This window comes from Ramlibacter monticola (assembly GCF_016722785.1).
GTDB lineage: Bacteria > Pseudomonadota > Gammaproteobacteria > Burkholderiales > Burkholderiaceae_C > Ramlibacter > Ramlibacter monticola.
In genome coordinates, this window is sequence record NZ_JAEQNE010000003.1 from 315,972 (window position 1) to 336,192 (window position 20,221).

Sequence of the window (20,221 nt, forward strand, 5' to 3'; positions counted from 1 at the left end):
GATCACCATGCAACCGCTCAAGGGCCTGACCGTCGTCACCCTCGAACACGCTATCGCCGCCCCGTTCGCTACCCGCCAGTTGGCGGACCTCGGTGCGCGGGTCATCAAGATCGAGCGCCCCGGTTCGGGCGACTTCGCCCGCGGGTACGACCAGCGGGTGCGGGGCCTGGCCTCGCACTTCGTCTGGACCAACCGATCCAAGGAAAGCCTGACCCTCGACGTCAAACATCCCGAGGCGGCGAAGGTGCTGGAGCGGCTGGTGATCGAGAAGGCGGATGTGGTCGTGCAGAACCTCGCTCCCGGTGCGGCGGCACGCTTGGGACTGGGGTATGAGCGACTCGCCAAGCGCAAGCCGTCTCTCATCGTGTGTGACATCTCCGGGTACGGTGACGATCCGGCAAGCCCCGGACCGTACCGGGACAAGAAGGCCTACGACCTGCTGATCCAGAGCGAGGCGGGCTTCGTATCGGTCACGGGCACGCCTGACGAGCCGTGCAAGGCGGGTCCCTCCATCGCGGATATCGCAGCGGGGATGTACGCCTACACCAACATCCTGGCGGCCTTGCTGCAGCGGGGCCAGACCGGCAAGGGCCAGCGGATCGACATCTCCATGCTGGAATCCCTCGCCGAGTGGACCAGCTACCCCCTGTACTACGCGTTCGACGGGGCCGAGCCGCCGCCGCGCACAGGCGCCAGCCACGCGACCATCTACCCCTACGGCCCGTTCCCCGCCGGCGATGGCGGCACGGTGATGTTGGGCCTGCAGAACGAGCGCGAGTGGGCCGCGTTCTGCGAGAAGGTCCTGCGGCAGCCAGGCGTCGCCACCGATCCGCGATTCACCGCCAACTACAAGCGGGTCGCCGAGCGGGAGGCACTGCGCGGGATCATCGTGGAGGCGTTCGCGTCGCTGACCGTCGCGCAGGTGCTCGAAAGGCTGGAGGCCGCGCAGATCGCGAACGCCCAGGTCAACACGATGCGGGACGTCTGGGCGCATCCGCAGTTGAAGGCGCGAGGCCGCTGGACCGAAGTCGGCTCGCCGCAGGGGCCGCTGCCCGCGATGCTGCCGCCCGGAAGCTGGGACGTGGGGCCTCGCATGGATCCGGTCCCCGCCTTGGGCGAGCACACCGACGCCATCCTGGGGGAATTGGGCTACGGCGCCTCCGACATCCAGGCACTGCGCTCGGTGCAGGCAGTGTGACGGAGCAAGGTGTGACCCATCCCGACGCGCCCCCGCGCACCTACCTCTTCGTTCCGGGCACCCGGCCGGAACGCTTCGCAAAGGCGCTCGCCAGCGGCGCGGACTGCGTCGTGCTGGACCTCGAAGACGCGGTGGCGCCGGAGGACAAGGACCGGGCACGCGAGGAAATCGTCCGCTGGTGCTCGTCTGCCGCCGCGGCCGACCGCTCCCGCATCGTCGTCCGCATCAACGACGCTGCGTCCGGCTGGTTCACTGACGATCTTCGCGCGCTGCAAGCTTGCGGCTGCGCACAGGTGCTGTTGCCGAAAGCCGAGGAGGCTTGGCAGGTCACCGCAGTCGTGGCCGCCGTCCCGGAAACGCGGGTGCTCGCGCTGGTCGAAAGCGCGCGCGGCGTGGCTCGGGTGGACGAGGTGGCCGCCGCCTTGGGCGTCGCACGCCTGGTGTTCGGCACGCTGGACCTCGCGCTCGACCTGGACATCGACATTTCCGAAGACGCAAGCGGACTGGCGTATGCAGCCGGCCGCATTGCCATCGCCTCACGGGTCGCCGGGCTGCCGGCGCCGGTGGCGGGCGTGACGCCGCAACTCCAGGACGCCCAGCGCCTGCTGGCTGACCTCGCGCTCGCGCGCCGGCAGGGCTTCGGCGCCAAGCTGTGCATCCACCCGGGACAGGTTGCTCCTGTCCACGCCGCGCTGCAGCCGAGCCCACAGGCGCTGGTCTGGGCTCGGCGCGTGCTTGAGGCGGACGTCGCCTCGCCCGGTGCCGCCCGCCTGGACGGCCGCATGATCGACCGCCCCGTGGTCGAGCAAGCACGGCGCACGCTGGGCATGGCGCGCGACTGATCGACTTCTTCCACATCCCACCAGAAAGAGACATCCCCATGGCTTCCACCATCATCGATTCGCGCATCTTCGGCGACATGTTCAGCGACGCACGCATGCGCGATGTCTGGTCCGACGAGAACCGCACCGCCAAGTACCTGGACATCGAGCGCGCCCTGGCCAAGGTGCAAGGCGCCCTCGGCATCATCCCGAAAGAGGCGGCCGCCGAGATCGTGAAGAACTGCGAGCTCTCGCAGATCGACTGGCCGAAGCTCAAGGCCAAGACCGAGCAGATCGGCTATCCCATCATCGCGGTGGTCAACCAGATCAACGCCAACTGCCGCGACGGCCTGGGGGAGTACTGTCACTGGGGAGCGACCACCCAGGACATCACCGATACCGCCGCCGTGCTGCAGATGCGCGAAGGCCTGGCGCTCGTGGAGCAGGATCTCGACGAGATCGGCGAGGCGCTGGCGGCGCTTGCGCGGAAGTACCGGGACACGCCCGTCATCGGGCGCTCCAACCTTCAGCAGGCCACACCGATCACCTTCGGCTACAAGATGGCCGCGATCCTGGCCGGCATCGACCGCCACCGCGAGCGGCTGCAGCAACTGAAGCCCAGAGTGCTCATGGGTGAGTTCGGCGGGGCCTCGGGAACGCTGTCGTCGCTCGAGCGCGGCGCGATGGAGACCCAGGCTGCCCTGATGAAGGAACTCGGCCTGGCGCAACCCCTGATCTCCTGGCACACGGTGCGCGACACCATCGCCGAGGTGGGCGCCTTCCTTGGTCTGGTCGGGGGATCGCTCGGCAAGATCGCCATGGACGTCAAGCTGATGATGCAGACCGAGGTGGGTGAAGTGTTCGAGCCCTTCGCGCCGGGCCGCGGCTCGTCCTCCACCATGCCGCAGAAGCGCAACCCCATCTCCTGCCTGTACATCCACGCCAACATCTCGGTAGCGCGCCAGCATGCCGCTGCGCTGATGGACGCGATGGTCGCCGATCACGAGCGCTCGACCGGCCCCTGGGAAATCGAATGGGTGGCGCTGCCCGAGATCTTCTGCCTGCTGTCCGGCGCACTCAAGCAGACGAAGTTCATCCTCAAGGGCCTGGAGGTCGACGCGACGCGCATGCGGGCCAACATCGACATCACGAACGGCCTCGTCATGTCGGAGGCCGTGATGATGGGCCTGGGTCCTTACATCGGCCGCGAGTATGCGCACGACCTCGTGTACGACCTCTGCCGCCAGGCCGTCACCGAAGACCGCCCGCTGATCGACATCCTGGCGGCCCACCCGGAAATCTCCAAGCACGTCACGCGCGCACAGCTCGAGGCGTTCTGCGATCCGGGCAAGAACCTGGGGCAGGCGGGCGTGATGGTCGATCGCGTCCTCGCGGCGCGGGCCTGAGCGCTTCCCGCGCACCGAAGTGAACGCGCCGGCATGGCCGGCAGCGTTCCCCATGAGAGCTGAGGAGACAACCCAGTGAAACTGTCAAAGCCTTTCAAGCTTCTGTATGTCCAGGTCCTGATCGGGCTGGCGCTCGGTATCGCAGTGGGCCACTACTGGCCTGAGTTCGGCGCCGCGCTGAAGCCGCTCGGGGACGGGTTCGTGAAGCTGGTCAAGATGATGATCGCGCCGGTCGTGTTCTGCACGATCGTGACCGGAATCACCGCGCTGGGAGACTCCCGGGAGATCGGCAAGACCCTGCTGAAGGCGATGGGCCTGTTCTATGCCCTGACCGCCCTTGCCCTGCTCACCGGACTCGCCGCCGTCCTGCTCATGCAGCCTGGGGCGGGGATGCACATCGATCCGAAGCAACTCGATGCCTCGGTGGCCAGCCGCTTTGCCAGCCAGGTGCACATCCACGGCTTCGTCGACTTCGCACTGCATATCATCCCCAACGCATTCTTCGGCGCGTTCGCCGAGGGGGAGGTGCTCCCGGTGCTGCTGCTCGCGGTTCTCTGCGGCTTCGGGTTGGCGCGCATCGGCAATTCGGCACGCCCCGTGCTGGAGGGCATCGATGGCTTCTCGCACATGCTGTTTGCAGCCTTCGGCATGATCATGCGGCTCGCACCGATTGGCGCCTTCGGCGCGATGGCCTTCACCGTCGGACGCTACGGCATCAAATCCATCGGTTCGCTCGGCCTGCTGATAGGCACCTTCTACATCGCCTGCATCTTCTTCGTCGTCGTGTTCCTGGGCGTGCTGGCACGGCTGCACGGATTCAGCTTGTGGCAAGTGATGCGGTATGTTCGTGAGGAACTGCTCGTGGTGCTGGGTACCTCTTCCAGCGAGCCGGTGCTGCCAAGGCTTTTGCTCAAGCTGGAGCGCCTCGGCTGCAAGAAGGGCGTCGTCGGCTTGGTCCTGCCCACGGGATATTCATTCAATCTCGACGGAACTGCGATCTACCTGACGCTCGCCTCCATGTTCATCGCCCAGGCGTGCGACGTGCACCTGTCCTGGATTCAGATCGGCAGCATGCTTGGCGTGATGCTGCTCACCTCGAAGGGCGCTGCCGGGGTGACTGGCAGCGGCTTCGTTGCACTGGTGGCCACCTTGACCGTGATGCCCGAGCTCCCCGTGGCTGGCGTCGCGCTGATCGTGGGCATCGACCGGTTCATGTCCGAAGCGCGGGCGCTTACCAGCACGATCAGCAATGTGGTCTGCTGCATCGTGGTGTCGATCTGGGAGAACGCGTGCGACCGCGACCGACTTCGGCGCGAGTTGGCAGAGAACTACGCTGGCACCGAGCGCGACTTGGAGGAGGATCCGACGGAATCCTTCCCCGCACATGTCGTGAGTGGCCCTGTGGGGCACTAAGGGGGGCTGCCCCGATTTCCCGAGGGTCGACGTTTGCTACGCAGCCTTGGCTCGCTGGTTCCCGACAAGGGGGCTAGTCCGACTTGGCCGCCGCATCGGTAGTGCCCAGGCTCCACAAGCGCAGCGCGACGTGGATCTCCAGCGCGCGCGTCGCGTGCCCCCAGTGGCCGATCAGGTCCTCGATGGTCGCCAGCCGTTGCCGGACCGTGTTCACGTGGATGCCGAGGCGCTGCGCCGCGAGCTTGGCGTTCTGGTTGCAGTCGAAGTAGTGCAGCAGGGTGGCTGCGAGTTCGGTGCCGCGCTTGCGGTCGTACCCGGTCAACACGCCGATGGTCGCGTCCAGGAAGCCGGCCAGGCTGGCCTGGTCGTGCGTCTCGAACAGGGTGGAATACAGCGCCATCTCGTTCTGGCCGACCACCTGCCCCTGCACGCCGATGCGCCGCAGCACCGGCAGCGCACGGCGCAGCATCACGTACACGCCGGGGATTTCTGCCGGCGTCGGGAGCGGGCGCGAAACGATGCCGCGGTATTCGGCACCGAACGCCTCCCGGGCCCGCTCTCCGAGGACGCGGCGCACGTCGCCGGCCCGGGTGGTTGCACAAAGAATCACGAGCACGCCGTCCAGGTCGTCGAAGATCGCGTGCTGCAGCAGGTTGGCTGCACGCAGCCGGCGCGCGGCATGGCCGGCCTGCGTTTCGCCGGTGTCCACCAGCATCAGCGAACTGGGCTGCGACAGGTCCACGCCGAAGGGCGCCGCCCGCTCGCACAGCAGGCCCAGGTCGTCCTGGCGCGGCGAGGTGAGCCCGCGCAGCAGGGTCGACAGGTCGCGGCTGCGCGTCGCCTCCATGCGCTCGCGCGAGAGCAGCACGACGCTCACCATGCTGGCGGCGCGCTCGAAGGTGCGGACGGACATCTCGTCCAGCTCGCCGCGGCGAAACAGCAGCACGGACCCGAGCACGTCGCCGCCGCCGATCACCGCGCTCACCCGGCACGACTCGCCGTCCGCTTCGAAAGCGACCATGGAGCGGCCGAGCTCGCAGCTGCGGCGCAGTGCGCCCGCGATGGCGCTGCTGTGGTCGCCGTGCGGCGTGTAGGTCTCGGGGCCGCGTCCGTCGTATCCGGGCGGGGTGCCGCGAGCGATCACCTGCGCCGCCTCGTCCAGCACCAGCACGCTTCCGCCCATCAGCTGCGCCACCGACTCGCACAGCGTCGCCAGCGACGCGCCCCGGGCGAGCAGGGCCATGAGCTGGTCGTGGCCGTCGGCCGCCTCCTGCACCTGGCGTGCGTGCCGCTCCAGCTCCGTCCCGGCCGCCTCGGCCGCCTGCACGGCGGCGCGGGCCTGGTCGAAGGCGCGCGCATTCTTGATGGCGACCGCGGCGTGGGTGGCCAGGGTCGACAGGATCGAGAGGGTCTGCGCGGTGTGCGTGCGCGGGTAGCGGTCGGCGGCGAACAGCAGGCCGATCACCTCCTCTTCCCACATCAGCGGCACGCCCACCAGGGCGGAGATGCCTTCGGCGCGGAAGATGTCGTCGAACCGCGGCTCGTGCGGAAAGCGCGTGTCGTGCAGGTAGTCGGTGGTGGTGAAGGGCATGCGGGTGGCCATCACCACGCTGGCCGCGCCGCTGTCGCTGCGGATGCCCATCGCCGTGGTGGCCTGCGTCAGCCCGCCTTCGGACGCCAGCGACTGGAACCAGCCGCGCGCGTCGTCCAGCGTGGACAGCCAGGCCATGTCGGCTCCCAGCAGGTTGCGCGTGCGCGAAACGATGGCCGCCAGCAGGTTCGCCAGATCCAGCCGCCCGGAGAGGTCCTGCGCCGATTCCATCACCGCCAGCATCCCGTGCTCGCGCTGTTGCAGCAGGTCCAGCCGGTTGCGCACCGCCATGGCCATGCGAACCGTCTCCACCAGGCCCGCCTTGCCCGGGCGGCTCGCCGCCAGCGCCTCGGCATGGGCGAGATGCTGCGCGAATTCGTCCGCCGGCGCACCGCGATGCAGCAGGCGAATCAGCGCGCTGGCGATCTGCTCGTCCGAGTCCATGGGCCCTTCACTCCGTCCTCAACCGACAGGCAAGGGTAGCAGGCGTGGGGGCGCCCGGCTCCCGAATTGCGCAGTCACTTGATGACATCGGGATTCGCGCGGATATGTGCGCGTGCGACATAGGGCGGCGCGGGGCGATTCCGGACACTCGGGTGACTTTCGCCGATTTCCCCTTTTCGAGCCCCTCCCTCCCATGGCCCTCCACGAGTTGCTGCGCCCCCGCTCCGGACTGCGCGTGCTGGTCACGGCCGGGGGCAGCGGCATCGGCGCATCGGTGGCCCGGGCGTTCCACGCGGTGGGGGCGCGCGTCCACGTCTGCGACGTCGACCGCTCCGCGCTCGATCGCCTGACGGGCGCCACCCCGGGCATCACCGGCAGCATGGCGGATACCTCGGTCGCGGCCGACGTGGATGCCGTGTTCGAGGACGTGCGAAGCCACCTCGGCGGCCTGGACGTGCTGGTGAACAACGCCGGCATCGCCGGGCCCATTGGCCCGATCGAGGACATGGCTGCGGCCGATTGGGACCGCACCGTGGCCGTCAACCTCGACAGCCAATACTACTTCGCGCGCCGCGCCATCCCGCACCTGTTGGCCAGCCCCGATCCCAGCCTGATCGCCATGGGCTCGGTGGCGAGCCGGCTCGGCTACGCGTTCCGCACGCCCTATGCGGCGAGCAAGTGGGGGATCGTCGGCCTGACCCAGTCGCTCGCCATCGAGCTCGGGCCGCAGGGCGTGCGCGTCAACGCCATCCTTCCCGGCGCGGTGGAGGGCGATCGCGTCAGCAGCGTGCCCGCGGCGCGCGCGGCCGCCCTGGGCGTCGATGTCGACGCCATGCGCGAGCAATACCGCCGCAAGAGTTCGCTGCGGCGGATGGTGAGCGCGGACGACGTCGCCGCGCTGGCGCTGTTCCTGTGCTCGCCGGCGGCACGCAACCTGACCGCCCAGGTCATCAGCGTGGACTGCAATCTCGAATACCTCTGAATCCCGCTCAACCCTCGTCTATCGCCAGGAGACAAACCATGCCCCCGTTGCGCCTCGCCATCCTTCCCGCGGCCCTGCTGCTTTGCGGCGCCGTGCACGCCGCGCCCGTGAAGATCGGCGTGCTCGAGACCTTGTCCGGCGCTTCGGCGTCCTCGGGCCAGGCGTTCCGCGACGGCGTGCGCTATGCGATTGCCAGGCTCAACGCCAGCGGGGGCTGGAACGGCGAACCCGTGCAGTTGGTGGAGTACGACAGCCAGGGTGGCCCCGCGGGCGCGGCCGACAAGCTGAAGGCCGCCATCGCCGACGGCGTGCAGATCATCGTGCAGGGGTCGTCGTCCTCGATCGGCGGCCAGATCACCGAGGACGTGCGCAAGCACAACATGCGCAACCCCGGCAAGGAGGTCGTGTACATCAACGTGGGTGCCGAGGCGCTGGAGCTCACCGGCGAGAAGTGCCACTTCCACCACTTCCGGCTCACGGCCAACGCGCAGATCCGCACCAAGGCGCTGGTGGAAGGCATGAAGCAGGCCAACGCGCTGGGCGCGCGCGTGTACGCGATCAACCAGAACTACGCCTGGGGCCAGGACATGGAGAAGGCCATCGCCGAGGCCGCGCCCCAGGGCGGCTACCAGGTGGTCGAAAAAACGTTGCACGACACCAACAAGATCCAGGACTTCGCACCCTACGTGGCCAAGATCGGCGCCGCCAAGGCCGACACCGTGCTCACGGGCAACTGGGGCAACGACCTGCTGCTGCTGATGAAGGCCACCAAGGCCGCCGGCCTGAAGACGCGCTTCGGCACCGTGTTCCTCGACCAGCCGGGCAACATCGCCAATGCCGGCGAAACGGCGGTGGGCCACTTCGTCGCCCACGCCTTCAATGCCGAAGCCGGCGGAGCCGAGGGCGAACGCTTCGTCAGCGACTACCAGGCGAAGATCGGGCATCCACCGGTGTTCGTGGAGCCGCAGACCGCGTTCGGCCTGGCGATGGTCGCCGACGCCCTGAAACGCACCCGCCCCGAAGCCGGCCTGTTGAACGTCAACGCCTTCGCGAGCAACCTCGAGGCCACGAAGCTGAAGACGCCGATGGGCGAGATGTCGATGCGCGCGGCCGACCACCAGGTGCTGCTGCCGATCGTGGTGTCCACGGTGAGCAAGGCCGCCCGCTACAAGGCTGACGGCTCCGACGTGGGGTTCGCGCCGGTCAAGGTGTTCGCGGCCGAACAGGTGGCCACGCCCGTGCAGGCCAGCTGCAAGATGAAGCGCCCGGAATGAGCGCGCTGCAAGGCAAGGTTGCGTGGATCACCGGCGCCGGCTCGGGCATCGGGCTGGCGGCGGCGCAGGCGCTGGCCGCGGCGGGCGCGGTGGTGGTGCTCTCGGGCCGCCGGGCCGGCGTGCTCGGGGCGGCAGCCGAAGGCATCGCCGCGCAGGGGGGGCGCGCCGAGGTGGAGGGGCTCGACGTCACCGATGCGGCTGCCGTCGCCGCCACGGCGGCGCGCATCCTGGCCCGCCACGCGGGTCGCATCGACGTGCTGGTCAACAGCGCAGGCACCAACACGCCGGAGCGGTTCTGGCGCGACCAGTCCCCCGAAGGCTGGCGCCAGGTGGTGGCGACCAACCTGGACAGCATGTTCTACACCGTGCATGCCGTGCTGCCCGCGATGCGCGCGCGGCGCGACGGCCTGGTCGTCAACGTCTCGTCCTGGGCCGGCGTCCATCACCCCAAGCTGACCGGCCCGGCCTACAACGGCAGCAAGCATGCCGTGACGGCCATGACCGAGACCATCAACATCGAAGAGGGCGTCCACGGCATCCGTGCCTGCTGCCTCTGCCCGGCCGAGGTGTCCACGCCCATCCTCGACACGCGCCCGGTCCCGCCGAGCGCGGAGGAGCGCGCCCGCATGCTGCGGCCCGAGGATTTGGGGCACACCATCCGCTTCCTCGCCGAGTTGCCGGCCGGGGTCTGCGTCAACCAGTTGATCATCAGCCCGACGTGGAACCGGATGTACGTGAATGATTTGTAGCCAGGGCAGGAGCGCCAGATGATGAACGGGAGACTGTCGGTTGCCATCGTCGGTGCGGGCCTCATGGGCCACGGCATCGGCCAGGTCTTCGCGCGGGCCGGCCACCGGGTGGTGCTGACCGACCCGGCCCCAGATGTCCTGGCGCAGGCGATTCCGCGCGTCGAACAGAACCTGCGGGCCGAAGGCGTGGACGCCGCGGGGGTGGTCTGCAACCTCTCGACGCAGCCGGATCTCCGCAAGGCCGTCTCCGGCGCGGACCTGGTCATCGAGGCCGCACCGGAGAAGCTGGAGCTGAAGCACCGGATCTTCACCGAAGTCGCGGCGGCCGCGCCCTCGCATGCGGTGCTGGCCAGCAATACCTCGGTGATCCCGATCACCCGTATCGGGGAGCCGCTAGACGCGGACGCGCGCGGCCGGCTGGTCGGGACCCACTGGTGGAACCCGCCGCACCTGATCCCGCTGGTCGAGGTGGTCCGCAGCGAATACACGCGGATGGACGTCTTCGAGCAGACCTTTGCCTGGCTGGCAGCGGTCGGCAAGGCACCGGTGAAGGTCCACCGCGACGTCACCGGGTTCATCGGGAACCGGCTCCAGCATGCGCTGTGGCGCGAGGCCATCGCGCTCGTCGCCGGCGGGGTGTGCGATGCCGAGGCGATCGACACCGTCGTCAAGAACAGCTTCGGCCTGCGCATGCCCGTGCTGGGGCCGATGGAGAACGCGGACCTGGTCGGCCTGGAACTGACGCGCGACGTGCACCGCGTGCTGTTCCCGGACCTGCACGAGGACAAGGCGCCGTCGCCGCTGCTGGACCGGCTGATCGCGCAAGGGCACGGCGGGATGCGTTCCGGCCAGGGCCTGCGGCCGTGGACGCCTGCCGCCGCGGACGAAGTGAGGCGCGCACTCGCGACCCACCTGATCCGGATGCTCGAATCGCGGGCCGCCGGCCGCTAGGCGCCGGCCGCCGCGACCCGGGCCGGAAGCTCCCACCGGCATCGGGAAGTTGCGCGGACCCGGCGCGCAGTGCGCCGCACACATAGCGAGCCGACACCATGTGTTGCGCCAGCACATAGGAACGGACACGGGGCTGCGAGACAGTCCTACTCCATGAACATCCTCGATTCGCTCAGGCCGATTCCGGGCCTGAAAGTGCTCGTCACCGCAGGCGCCAGCGGCATCGGCGCCGCCATCGCCCGTGGATTCTGCGAAGCCGGCGCCCGCGTGCACGTGTGCGACATCGATCGCGTGGCGCTGGACCGCCTGGCCACCGAAAACCCCGACATCACGATCAGCACGGCCGACGCCTCCAGCGAGCGCGACGTCGACCTCGTGTTCGACGACGTGCGCGGCACGCTGGGCGGCCTCGACGTGCTGGTGAACAACGCCGGCATCGCCGGGCCCACGAGCGGCATCGAGAGCATGGACGCCGGCCAGTGGGAGCGCACGGTGGCCGTCAACCTGAACAGCCAGTTCCTGTTCGCGCGGCGCGCCGTGCCGCTGCTGAAGGCTTCGCAGTCCGACCCCTGCATCGTGGCGATGAGCTCCGTGGCCGGCCGCCTGGGCTATGCCTACCGCACCCCCTATGCGTCCACCAAGTGGGCGGTGGTCGGCCTCATGAAGTCGCTGGCCATCGAGCTCGGTCCGCAGGGCGTGCGCGTCAACGCCATCCTGCCGGGCGCGGTGGAGGGCGACCGCATGAACGCGGTCATCGCCGCGCGCGCCGCAGCGACCGGCGTCACCCCGGAGGAAATGCGCGAGGAGTACCTGCGCAAGATCTCGCTGCGCCGGATGGTCACGGCGGCGGACGTCGCCGCCATGACGCTGTTCCTCTGCTCGCCTGCCGCGCGCAACGTCAGCGGCCAGGCGATCAGCGTCGACGCCAACGTCGAATACCTCTGACCGGCGCCCCACGCCGGCTGTTCCCCATTCTTCCAAAGGAGACCTTGATGCACGCCTTCCGCCTTCTCTCCCTTTCCGCCGTCGCCGCCGCCTGCATGGCCGCGGGGACCGCCTGCGCCGACCCCGTCAAGATCGGCGTGATCGAGACGCTGTCGGGGCCGCAGGCCGCCTCGGGCCAGATGTACCGCGCGGCCGCGCGCTACGCGGTCGAGCGGATGAACGCGGAGGGCGGCTGGAACGGGCAGCCGGTGCAGCTGGTGGAGTACGACAACCAGGGCGGGCCCGCCGGCGCGGCCGACAAGCTGAAGGCAGCCATCGCCGACGGTGTGCACATCGTGGTGCAGGGCGCCTCCTCCGCGGTGGGCGGGCAGATCACCGAGGACGTCCGCAAGCACAACCTGCGCAACCCCGGCAAGGAAATGATCTACGTGAACGTCGGCGCCGAGGCGCAGGAGCTCACCGGCGAGAAGTGCCACTTCCACCACTTCCGCTTCAGCGGCAACGCCCCGGTGCGCACCAAGGCGCTGGTGCTGGCCATGAAGCAGTCCAATGCCCTGGGCGCTCGCGTGTACGCGATCAACCAGAACTACTCCTGGGGCCAGGACATGGAGCAGGCCATCGTCGACACGGCAACGCTGGGCGGCTACCAGGTGGTCGAGAAGACGCTGCACGACACCAACAAGATCCAGGACTTCGCCCCCTACGTGGCCAAGATCGGCGCCGCCAAGGCCGACACCGTGATCACCGGCAACTGGTCCAACGACCTGCTGCTGCTGATGAAGGCCACCAAGGCGGCGGGCCTGAAGGCGCGCTTCGGGACCGTGTTCCTCGACCAGCCGGGCAACATCGCCAACGGCGGCGAGCTCACGCTCGGCCACTACATCGTCCATGCCTTCAATGCGGAGGCCGCCGGCGCCGACGGCGAGCGCTTCGTGGCCGACTACAAGGCCAAGGCCGGTCACGCGCCGATCTTCATCGAGCCGCAGACCGTGTTCGGCCTGGCCATGGTCGCCGACGGCCTCAAGCGCGTGAAGCCCGAAGGCGGCAAGCTGAACGTGAACGCGCTGGCCAAGGCGATCGAGACCGCGAAGATCAAGACGCCGATGGGCGAGATGAGCATGCGCGCGGCCGATCACCAGGCGCTGCTGCCGATGGTGGTGTCCACCGTGGCGAAGGATGCGAAGTACAAGGCCGACGACACCGACATGGGCTTCAAGCCGGTGAAGATGTTCTCGGGCGCGGAAGCCGCCGCCCCGGTGCAGGCCAGCTGCAAGATGCAGCGCCCCTCCTGAACCCAGAGCGCAGCGGGCGGGCCCACGCGGCCCGCCCGCGCACCCACGCCCATGGACACTCTCCTCGTATCGCTGCTGAACGGGATCATCTACGGCCTGGTGCTGTTCATGGTCTCGGCCGGCCTGACGCTCATCTTCGGGATGATGGGCGTGCTGAACTTCGCCCATGCTTCGTTCTACATGCTGGGCGCCTACTTCGCCTTCGCGCTGCAGGGCGTGCTGGGCTTCTGGGGCGCTCTGGCTCTCTCGCCGCTGCTGGTGGGCCTGGTCGGCACCGTGGTCGAACGCTTCTTCCTGCGCCGGGTGCACCGCTACGGGCACGCGCATGAACTGCTGCTGACCTTCGGCCTGTCGTTCATCATCGCCGAGCTGGTCAAGCTGTTCTTCGGCAACTTCCCCGTCAACTACCGCATCCCCGCCTCGCTGGACTTCGCTGCCTTCCAGCTCGGAAGTTCCGACTATCCGGCCTACCGGCTGCTGATGGGCGGTGTCGCGGTGGCGATGTTCGTCCTGATCTACCTGCTGCTCACGCGCACGCGGGTCGGCATCGTCGTGCGTTCGGCGATCTATCGACCCCGCATGGCCGAAGCGCTGGGGCACAACGTGCCGCTGGTCTTCATGGGCGTGTTCGGCGTCGGTGCGGGGCTGGCCGGACTGGCCGGCGCGGTCGCCGGCGCGTTCTACACGACCAATCCCAACATGGCGCTGGAACTGGGCGTGATGGTGTTCGTGGTGGTGGTGGTCGGCGGGCTCGGCTCGCTGGAAGGCGCGATGCTCGCGTCGCTGTTGATCGGGCTGATCACCTCGCTCGCCGTCGCCGTCGACGCGACGCTGGCCGATGCGCTGGCGCTGGTCGGGGCACGGGCCTGGGCCGAAGGCATCGGCGGGCTGTTCACCCTGAAGGTGTCCAGCCTCGCGGCCACGCTGCCCTTCGCCCTGATGCTGCTGATCCTGCTGGTACGCCCCAGCGGCCTGCTCGGTGAAAAGGCCTGACGCCATGCGCATGAACTCCACTCTCGTCGGCGTCGCCATCGCCGTCGCGCTGCTGGCCGGTGTGCCGGTGCTGCTGTCGCAGGGCCTGGTGAACGCCGCGATCCAGATGCTGATCGCCGCGCTGTTCGCCAGCGCCTACAACGTGCTGTGCGGCCAGGCCGGCATGCTGTCCTTCGGCCACGCCGCCTACTTCGGCATCGGCGCCTTCGCCACCGTGCACGCGATGAACGCGCTGGGCGGCACGGGTTTGCTGCCGACGCCGCTGCTGCCCTTGGCCGGCGCGCTCGGCGGACTGGCGATCGGTGCCGTCGCCGGCTGGTTCGCCACCAAGCGCACCGGCACCTACTTCGCGATGATCACGCTGGCCATCGCGGAACTGCTGCACGCGCTGGCGCCGCACCTCAAGGGCCTGTTCGGCGGCGAGGCGGGCGTCTCCGCGATGCGGCTGCCCTCGATGGGTCTCACCTTCGGCTCGACGACGCAGGTCTACTACCTCACGCTCGCCTGGGTGCTGGCCTCGCTCGCGCTGCTGTACTTCTACACGGTGACGCCGGCCGGCCGGCTGGCCCTGGGCCTGCGGGAGAACAGCCACCGGCTGCGCTTCCTCGGCTACCACGTGCACGGCCTGAGCGTGATGGTGTTCTCGATCTCGGCGATGTTCTCGGGCATCGCGGGGGGCTTGCAGGTGATCAACAACGAGGCGGCCAACTACGTGGTGTTCGACGCCAGCCTGTCCGCGTCCGTCGTCCTGAACACCTACATCGGCGGCGTCAAGGTATTCCTGGGGCCGGCGCTCGGCGCCTCGTTGATGACGTTCTTCGGCTACGCGATTTCGGACCTCACGCAGTCCTGGCTGCTCTATCAGGGCATCCTGTTCGTGCTGGTGATGATGTTCATGCCCGACGGCCTCGCGGGGCTGTTCGGCCTGGCCGCGCGGGAGAGCCGGCGCCTGGGCCTGGCGCGCTTCGTGCCGGTGCTGCTCGCGTGCATTGCGGCGGCCGCCCTGCTGGCGGGGGGCACCGCCTTCGCGGTCGAACTGCTGCAGCGCATGTTCTCGCAGGACTATCGAGCCCTGGCAGCTGCGAACCCGGCCGCGCCCTGGCCGCCGATCCCGCTGTTCGGCCGCCCGTGGCTGCCCACCGCCGCCGTCACCTGGCTGGTGCCGGCGGGGCTGCTGGCCTGCGGCGGCGCCCTCTTGGTCGCCGCGCGCCGCGGGCTGCACCCGGCGCAAGCCGAGGATGAAGCCGAGGGGCAGTCGCCGGTGCCGTTGGTTCAAACCCCGGGGAGCGCGGCATGAACACCGATGCCATCCTGACCCTGCGCGGCGTGCGCAAGGCCTTCGGCGCGACGGAGATCATCCGCGGCGTCGACCTCGACCTGCGACCGCAGGAGCGCCATGCGCTGATCGGCCCCAACGGCGCCGGCAAGTCCACGGTCTTCCACCTGGTCTCGGGCCACTACACGCCCAGCGCCGGCGAGATCGCGCTGGCCGGCCGCCGCATCGAGGGCAAGGGTCCGCAGGCCATCAACCGCCTGGGGCTGGCGCGTTCGTTCCAGATCACCAACATCTTCCCCGGGCTGACGGTCTTCGAGAACCTGCGCCTGGCGGTCATGCGCCCGCGCGGCCTGCAGTTCTGCCTCTGGAAGCGCATCGGTCGCGACGCGACGATCCGGCGCGAGACCGAACGCCTGCTGGAGCAGGTGCGCCTGCAGCACCGCGCCTCCACGCTGGCCGGCGAGATGTCGTATTCGGAGCAGCGCTCGCTCGAGATCGCGATGACCCTGGCATCCGACCCGAAGGTGATCCTGCTGGACGAGCCGATGGCCGGCATGTCCAACGAGGAGACGGCGTACACGTCCGACCTGATCCGCACCGTGACGCAAGGGCGTGCGCTGCTGATCGTGGAGCACGACATGCAGGTGGTGTTCGCCTTGAGCGACCGCATCAGCGTCCTGGTGTACGGCCAGGTGATCGCCACCGGCACGCCACAGGAGATCCGCGCCAATCCCGCGGTGAAGGAAGCCTATCTCGGCGAGGAGGTGTCGGCATGAACGCCGCGATGCCGCTGCTCGCGCTCGACCAGGTGCATGCGCACTATGGCAAGAGCCACATCCTGCACGGGGTGAGCTTCTCCGTGGGGCGCAACGAAGTGGTCAGCCTGCTGGGGCGCAACGGTTCCGGCCGTTCGACCACGCTCAAGGCCATCATGGGCCTGCTCGCGCCCACCGGCGGACGCATCCGCATGGGCGAGCGCGACATCACCGGCGCGCGCCCCTACGCGGTCTGCCGCGCCGGCTTCGCCTACGTGCCCGAGGAGCGCGAGGTGTTCGCCAACCTGAGCGTCGACGAGAACCTGCGCATGGGCGAGCAGCGCCCGTCGGAAGGAGCGACGCGCTGGAGCGTGGAGGACATGTTCGCCTACTTCCCGCGCCTGAGGGAGCGCCGGAACACGAAGGCCGGCAGCCTGTCGGGCGGTGAACAGCAGATGCTGACCATCTGCCGCTCGCTGCTGGGCAACCCGAGGGTCATCCTGATCGACGAGCCCACGGAGGGCCTCGCGCCCAAGATCGTGGCCGCCGTCGGCGAATGCATCCGGGACATGCACCGGCGCGGCGTGTCGGTGGTGCTGGTGGAACAGAAGCTCGCGATCGCCCTCAAGGTCTCCACGCGCGTGTGCGTGATGGGCCACGGGCAGATCGTGTTCGAGGGGACGCCGCAGCAGCTGGCGTCCGACGACAAGTTGCTGGCCGAGTGGCTCGCGGTCTGAGCCTTACAGGAGGTGCCGTCATGGCAAGAGTACAGGACAAGGTCATCATTTCATGTGCCGTCACCGGGTCGGTGCACACCCCGGCGATGTCGCCCTACCTGCCGCTGACGCCGCAGCAGATTGCGGAGCAGGCGATCGAGGCGGCCGAGGCGGGTGCGGCCATCCTGCACCTGCACGCCCGCGATCCCGCGGACGGACGCCCCTCGGCGGACCCGAAGGTGTTCGACCAGTTCGTGCCGCGCATCCGGGCGGCCACCGATGCGGTCATCAACATCACCACCGGCGGCAGCACGCGCATGACCCTGGAGGAGCGCCTCGCCTATCCGCTGAAGCTGAAGCCGGAGATGTGCTCGCTGAACATGGGCTCGATGAACTTCTCCATCCACCCGGCGGCGCGCAAGATCAAGGAGTGGCGCCACGACTGGGAGAAGCCCTACGTCGAAGGCATGGAAGACCTCATCTTCCGCAACACCTTCCGCGACATCAAGGGCATCCTGAAGATGCTGGGCGACGAGTGCGGCACGCGCTTCGAGTTCGAGTGCTACGACGTCGGCCACCTCTACACGCTGGCGCACTTCCTGGATGAGGGGCTGGTCCGCGGGCCGCTGTTCATCCAGGGCATCTTCGGCATCCTCGGCGGCATCGGCCCCGACCCGGAGAACCTGATGTTCATGAAGTCCACCGCCGATCGGCTGTTCGGCGATGGCTACCGCTTCTCGCTGCTCGGCGCCGGGCGCCACCAGATGTCGCTGCTCACGATGGGCGCGGTGCTCGGGGCCAACGTGCGCGTCGGACTGGAGGACAGCCTCTACCTCGGCAAGGGCCAGTTGGCCAAGTCCTGCGCCGAGCAGGTGCGCAAGATCCGCCGCATCCTGGAGGAGCTGTCGCTGGAGATCGCCACGCCCGACGAGGCGCGGGCGATGCTGGCCCTCAAGGGCGCCGACCAGGTCGCGTTCTGAACCCGGCCCCTGGAGGGCCGACTCACCGGAGGAAGAGAAGTTGGGAAAGTACTTGCAGGACAAGGTGGCGATCGTCACCGGAGCAGGCATCGGGTTGGGACGCGCGCACGCGCTGGAACTCGCCCGGCATGGCGCGCGCGTCGTCGTCAACGACCTGCGGGGTGACGCCGACGGCGCGCCGGCGCGTGCGGTGGTGGACGAGATCCTGCGCGAGGGCGGCGAGGCAATGCTCGATGGCGCCGACGTGCGCGACGCGGCGGCGGTGCAGGCCATGGTCGACCGCGCCGTGGACACCTGGGGGCGCGTGGACATCCTCGTCAACAATGCCGGCATCCTGCGCGACAAGTCGTTCGCGAAGATGTCGCTCGACGACTTCCGGCTGGTGCTGGACGTGCACCTGATGGGGGCTGTCCATTGCACCATGGCCGTGTGGGACGGCATGCGCGCGCGCAACCATGGCCGCATCGTGATGACGACGTCGTCCTCGGGCCTCTACGGCAACTTCGGCCAGGCGAACTACGCAGCGGCCAAGATGGCCCTGGTGGGCCTGATGCAGACGCTGGCGCTGGAAGGACTCAAGTACGACATCCGCGTCAACTGCCTGGCCCCCAGCGCCGCCACCGGCATGACCGAAGGCATCCTGCCCGCACAGGCCATGGCGGGCCTGGCACCGGAGAAGGTGAGCCCGGGACTGGTCGCGCTGGTGGGAGACGAGGCGCCCACGCGCATGATCCTGCTCGCCGGTGCGGGCAGCTTCGAATCGGCGCACGTGACCATGACGCAGGGCGTGTTCGTCGGCGGCGCCGAAGATGCCGCGGCCCGCGTGCGCGCGCGCCTCGACGAGATCCGCGCCCGCACGGGCGAGGTCGTGCCCGGCTCCGGCTGGGAGCAGTACCAGCTGGAGCTCGCGAAAGCCGGGCTGGTGGCTGACGCCACCTGAGCGGACCTGCGTGGCCCGGCTCGCGCGACTGGCGCGCGCCGGGCCCTGGATCAGCCGCCGAAGTGCGGCACGTCCCCCATCACGATCAGGCGGGTGCCGGTGGCGGCCTGCACCTGCTCCGCGGTGACGCCCGGGGCCAGTTCCTGCAGCACCATGCCGTCGGACGTGGGCTTGAGCACGGCCAGCTCCGTCACGACGAGGTCCACGCAACGCACCGAGGTCAGCGGCAGCGTGCACTGGTCCACGATCTTGAACTCGCCCTTCGCGGTGTGGGTCATCGCCACGATCACGCGGCGCGCACCCGTGACGAGATCCATCGCGCCGCCCATTCCGGGGACCATCCGGCCGGGCACCATCCAGTTGGCCAGCCGACCGTTGCGATCCACCTGCAGGCCGCCCAGCACCGTCACGTCGAGGTGGCCGCCCCGGATCAGGCCGAAGGAGAAGGTGCTGTCGAAGGTGGCCGCGCCCGGCAGCGCGCCGATCGGGCGTCCGCCGGCGTCGGTGAGGTCGTCATCCTCGAGGCCGTGCTCCGGCATCGACTGCATGCCGATGATGCCGTTCTCGCTCTGGAAGAAGATCTGGGCATCGCGGGAAACGAGGCCGGCCACCAGCGTCGGCAGGCCGATCCCGAGGTTCACGAGGGTGCCGGGGCGCAGTTCCCTGGCCACGCGCGAGGCGATGAGAAGCTTGTCATCCATGGGCGGACTCCTTCGCGATGATGTGCGTCACGATGACGGAGGGCGTCATCACGTCGTCCGGCGGAATCACGCCCACCGGCACGATTTCCTGGGCCTCGGCGAGCACCACGTCGGCGGCCATCGCGATCAGGGGGTTGAAGTTGCGCGCCGTGAGCGCGTACGTGAGGTTTCCGATGTGGTCCGCCTGGCGTGCGTTGACCAGCGCGAAGTCCGCGCGCAGCGGCAGTTCGAGGAGGAAGACCTTGCCGTCGATCTCGATGGTGCGCTTGCCTTGCGCCACCAGCGTCCCCACGCCCGTGGGCGTGACCACGGCGCCCAGGCCCCAGCCGCCGGCACGCACGCGTTCGGCCAGGGTGCCCTGCGGAACCAGTTCGGCTTCGAGCCTGCCCGCGATCAGCTGCGCCTGCGTTTCGGGATTGGTCCCGATGTGGCTCACGATCACCTTGCGCACCAGGTGCGCGTCGATGAGCTTGCCGATGCCCACGCCCGGACGGGCCGTGTCGTTGGCGATGATGGTGAGATCACGCTTGCCCTGGCGCGCCAGTTCGCCGATGAGGCGGTGTGGCGAGCCGACACCCATGAACCCGCCGATCATGATCACGGCGCCGTCCGGGATCGCGGCGACCGCCTCGGCGACTCGAATGCTTTTCGTCAAGATCTGTTCCCCCTCTTGCGAGCCGGCGCGTCCCTGCGGCGCGATGCATGCAGGGCTCCGTGCGCGGCATCGATCCACCTCGAGTCTGCGCAAAGCGGCAGACTTGCTACTGACCTGCGACAACACGGGCGCACCTCGG

19 protein-coding genes are annotated in these 20,221 nt (G+C 69.0%); 16 read left to right on the forward strand and 3 right to left on the reverse strand.

All coding sequences use genetic code 11. From position 1 onward, the window contains the following. Positions 1-7 precede the first annotated feature (7 nt). The 4 genes from JJ685_RS14945 to dctA all read left to right on the forward strand — a co-directional run bounded on the left by JJ685_RS14945 (position 8) and on the right by dctA (position 4,838). Positions 8-1,198: a CaiB/BaiF CoA transferase family protein gene (locus JJ685_RS14945; protein WP_201675060.1), complete on the forward strand. Its 1,191-nt coding sequence runs from the start codon at positions 8-10 to the stop codon at positions 1,196-1,198. An 11-nt stretch (positions 1,199-1,209) separates the two neighbouring features. Then, positions 1,210-2,040, forward strand: a complete 831-nt coding sequence (locus JJ685_RS14950; RefSeq protein WP_201675061.1) for an HpcH/HpaI aldolase/citrate lyase family protein — start codon at positions 1,210-1,212, stop codon at positions 2,038-2,040. 38 nt (positions 2,041-2,078) lie between these two features. Beyond that, positions 2,079-3,425 (forward strand): class-II fumarase/aspartase family protein, encoded by a 1,347-nt coding sequence (locus tag JJ685_RS14955; RefSeq protein ID WP_201675062.1) that lies wholly within the window; start codon positions 2,079-2,081, stop codon positions 3,423-3,425. A 75-nt stretch (positions 3,426-3,500) separates the two neighbouring features. Beyond that, positions 3,501-4,838, forward strand: coding sequence for a C4-dicarboxylate transporter DctA (dctA, locus tag JJ685_RS14960; protein ID WP_201675063.1), 1,338 nt, complete (start codon positions 3,501-3,503; stop codon positions 4,836-4,838). Positions 4,839-4,911: 73 nt separating this feature from the next. On the opposite strand, the gene JJ685_RS14965 is transcribed toward dctA, so the two are convergent. Continuing rightward, on the reverse strand, positions 4,912-6,873 hold the full coding sequence (locus JJ685_RS14965; RefSeq protein WP_201675064.1) for a helix-turn-helix domain-containing protein: 1,962 nt from the start codon (positions 6,871-6,873) through the stop codon (positions 4,912-4,914). A gap of 193 nt (positions 6,874-7,066) precedes the next feature. Between JJ685_RS14965 and JJ685_RS14970 the strand changes: the two genes are divergently transcribed. The 12 genes from JJ685_RS14970 (at position 7,067) to JJ685_RS15025 (ending at position 18,726) form a co-directional block, all read left to right on the forward strand. After that, entirely contained in the window at positions 7,067-7,855 is a 789-nt protein-coding gene (locus JJ685_RS14970) for an SDR family oxidoreductase (protein WP_201675065.1), read from the forward strand. 38 nt (positions 7,856-7,893) lie between these two features. Further along, entirely contained in the window at positions 7,894-9,129 is a 1,236-nt protein-coding gene (locus JJ685_RS14975; RefSeq protein WP_201675066.1) for a branched-chain amino acid ABC transporter substrate-binding protein, read from the forward strand. Then, entirely contained in the window at positions 9,126-9,878 is a 753-nt protein-coding gene (locus tag JJ685_RS14980; protein WP_201675067.1) for an SDR family oxidoreductase, read from the forward strand. The genes JJ685_RS14975 and JJ685_RS14980 overlap by 4 nt, the downstream gene beginning before the upstream one ends. A gap of 18 nt (positions 9,879-9,896) precedes the next feature. After that, entirely contained in the window at positions 9,897-10,829 is a 933-nt protein-coding gene (locus JJ685_RS14985) for a 3-hydroxyacyl-CoA dehydrogenase family protein (protein WP_236599009.1), read from the forward strand. Positions 10,830-10,982: 153 nt separating this feature from the next. Then, on the forward strand, positions 10,983-11,774 hold the full coding sequence (locus JJ685_RS14990; RefSeq protein ID WP_201675068.1) for an SDR family oxidoreductase: 792 nt from the start codon (positions 10,983-10,985) through the stop codon (positions 11,772-11,774). Positions 11,775-11,821: 47 nt separating this feature from the next. Further along, positions 11,822-13,066, forward strand: coding sequence for a branched-chain amino acid ABC transporter substrate-binding protein (locus JJ685_RS14995; RefSeq protein ID WP_201675069.1), 1,245 nt, complete (start codon positions 11,822-11,824; stop codon positions 13,064-13,066). A 51-nt stretch (positions 13,067-13,117) separates the two neighbouring features. Further along, a complete protein-coding gene (locus JJ685_RS15000) occupies positions 13,118-14,059 on the forward strand; it encodes a branched-chain amino acid ABC transporter permease (RefSeq protein ID WP_201675070.1) in 942 nt (313 codons plus the stop codon). Positions 14,060-14,069: 10 nt separating this feature from the next. Beyond that, positions 14,070-15,356, forward strand: a complete 1,287-nt coding sequence (locus tag JJ685_RS15005; RefSeq protein ID WP_201675071.1) for a branched-chain amino acid ABC transporter permease — start codon at positions 14,070-14,072, stop codon at positions 15,354-15,356. Further along, positions 15,353-16,111: an ABC transporter ATP-binding protein gene (locus JJ685_RS15010; protein WP_201675072.1), complete on the forward strand. Its 759-nt coding sequence runs from the start codon at positions 15,353-15,355 to the stop codon at positions 16,109-16,111. Before JJ685_RS15005 ends, JJ685_RS15010 begins: the two co-directional genes overlap by 4 nt. Further along, the gene (locus tag JJ685_RS15015; protein WP_201675073.1) at positions 16,108-16,827 is read left to right on the forward strand and encodes an ABC transporter ATP-binding protein; all 720 of its coding nucleotides are present in this window, start codon (positions 16,108-16,110) and stop codon (positions 16,825-16,827) included. The genes JJ685_RS15010 and JJ685_RS15015 overlap by 4 nt, the downstream gene beginning before the upstream one ends. Positions 16,828-16,847: 20 nt before the next feature. Continuing rightward, positions 16,848-17,786, forward strand: a complete 939-nt coding sequence (locus JJ685_RS15020; RefSeq protein WP_201675074.1) for a BKACE family enzyme — start codon at positions 16,848-16,850, stop codon at positions 17,784-17,786. A gap of 40 nt (positions 17,787-17,826) precedes the next feature. Beyond that, positions 17,827-18,726, forward strand: coding sequence for an SDR family NAD(P)-dependent oxidoreductase (locus JJ685_RS15025; RefSeq protein WP_201675075.1), 900 nt, complete (start codon positions 17,827-17,829; stop codon positions 18,724-18,726). Positions 18,727-18,776: 50 nt separating this feature from the next. Here the strand turns inward: JJ685_RS15025 and JJ685_RS15030 are convergent, their stop codons facing one another. After that, positions 18,777-19,427 (reverse strand): 3-oxoacid CoA-transferase subunit B, encoded by a 651-nt coding sequence (locus tag JJ685_RS15030; protein WP_201675076.1) that lies wholly within the window; start codon positions 19,425-19,427, stop codon positions 18,777-18,779. Next, positions 19,420-20,082 carry a CoA transferase subunit A gene (locus tag JJ685_RS15035; protein WP_201675077.1) on the reverse strand — a complete coding sequence of 221 codons (663 nt, stop codon included), beginning with the start codon at positions 20,080-20,082 and terminating at the stop codon, positions 19,420-19,422. Before JJ685_RS15035 ends, JJ685_RS15030 begins: the two co-directional genes overlap by 8 nt. Positions 20,083-20,221 lie beyond the last annotated feature (139 nt).

Coding starts and splice junctions, on each gene's coding strand:
- JJ685_RS14945 (WP_201675060.1), top strand. CDS start 8: ATGCAACCGCTCAAGGGCCTGACCGTCGTCACCCTCGAACACGCTATC.
- JJ685_RS14955 (WP_201675062.1), top strand. CDS start 2,079: ATGGCTTCCACCATCATCGATTCGCGCATCTTCGGCGACATGTTCAGC.
- JJ685_RS14965 (WP_201675064.1), bottom strand. CDS start 6,873: ATGGACTCGGACGAGCAGATCGCCAGCGCGCTGATTCGCCTGCTGCAT.
- JJ685_RS14970 (WP_201675065.1), top strand. CDS start 7,067: ATGGCCCTCCACGAGTTGCTGCGCCCCCGCTCCGGACTGCGCGTGCTG.
- JJ685_RS14975 (WP_201675066.1), top strand. CDS start 7,894: ATGCCCCCGTTGCGCCTCGCCATCCTTCCCGCGGCCCTGCTGCTTTGC.
- JJ685_RS14980 (WP_201675067.1), top strand. CDS start 9,126: ATGAGCGCGCTGCAAGGCAAGGTTGCGTGGATCACCGGCGCCGGCTCG.
- JJ685_RS14985 (WP_236599009.1), top strand. CDS start 9,897: ATGATGAACGGGAGACTGTCGGTTGCCATCGTCGGTGCGGGCCTCATG.
- JJ685_RS14990 (WP_201675068.1), top strand. CDS start 10,983: ATGAACATCCTCGATTCGCTCAGGCCGATTCCGGGCCTGAAAGTGCTC.
- JJ685_RS14995 (WP_201675069.1), top strand. CDS start 11,822: ATGCACGCCTTCCGCCTTCTCTCCCTTTCCGCCGTCGCCGCCGCCTGC.
- JJ685_RS15000 (WP_201675070.1), top strand. CDS start 13,118: ATGGACACTCTCCTCGTATCGCTGCTGAACGGGATCATCTACGGCCTG.
- JJ685_RS15005 (WP_201675071.1), top strand. CDS start 14,070: ATGAACTCCACTCTCGTCGGCGTCGCCATCGCCGTCGCGCTGCTGGCC.
- JJ685_RS15010 (WP_201675072.1), top strand. CDS start 15,353: ATGAACACCGATGCCATCCTGACCCTGCGCGGCGTGCGCAAGGCCTTC.
- JJ685_RS15015 (WP_201675073.1), top strand. CDS start 16,108: ATGAACGCCGCGATGCCGCTGCTCGCGCTCGACCAGGTGCATGCGCAC.
- JJ685_RS15020 (WP_201675074.1), top strand. CDS start 16,848: ATGGCAAGAGTACAGGACAAGGTCATCATTTCATGTGCCGTCACCGGG.
- JJ685_RS15030 (WP_201675076.1), bottom strand. CDS start 19,427: ATGGATGACAAGCTTCTCATCGCCTCGCGCGTGGCCAGGGAACTGCGC.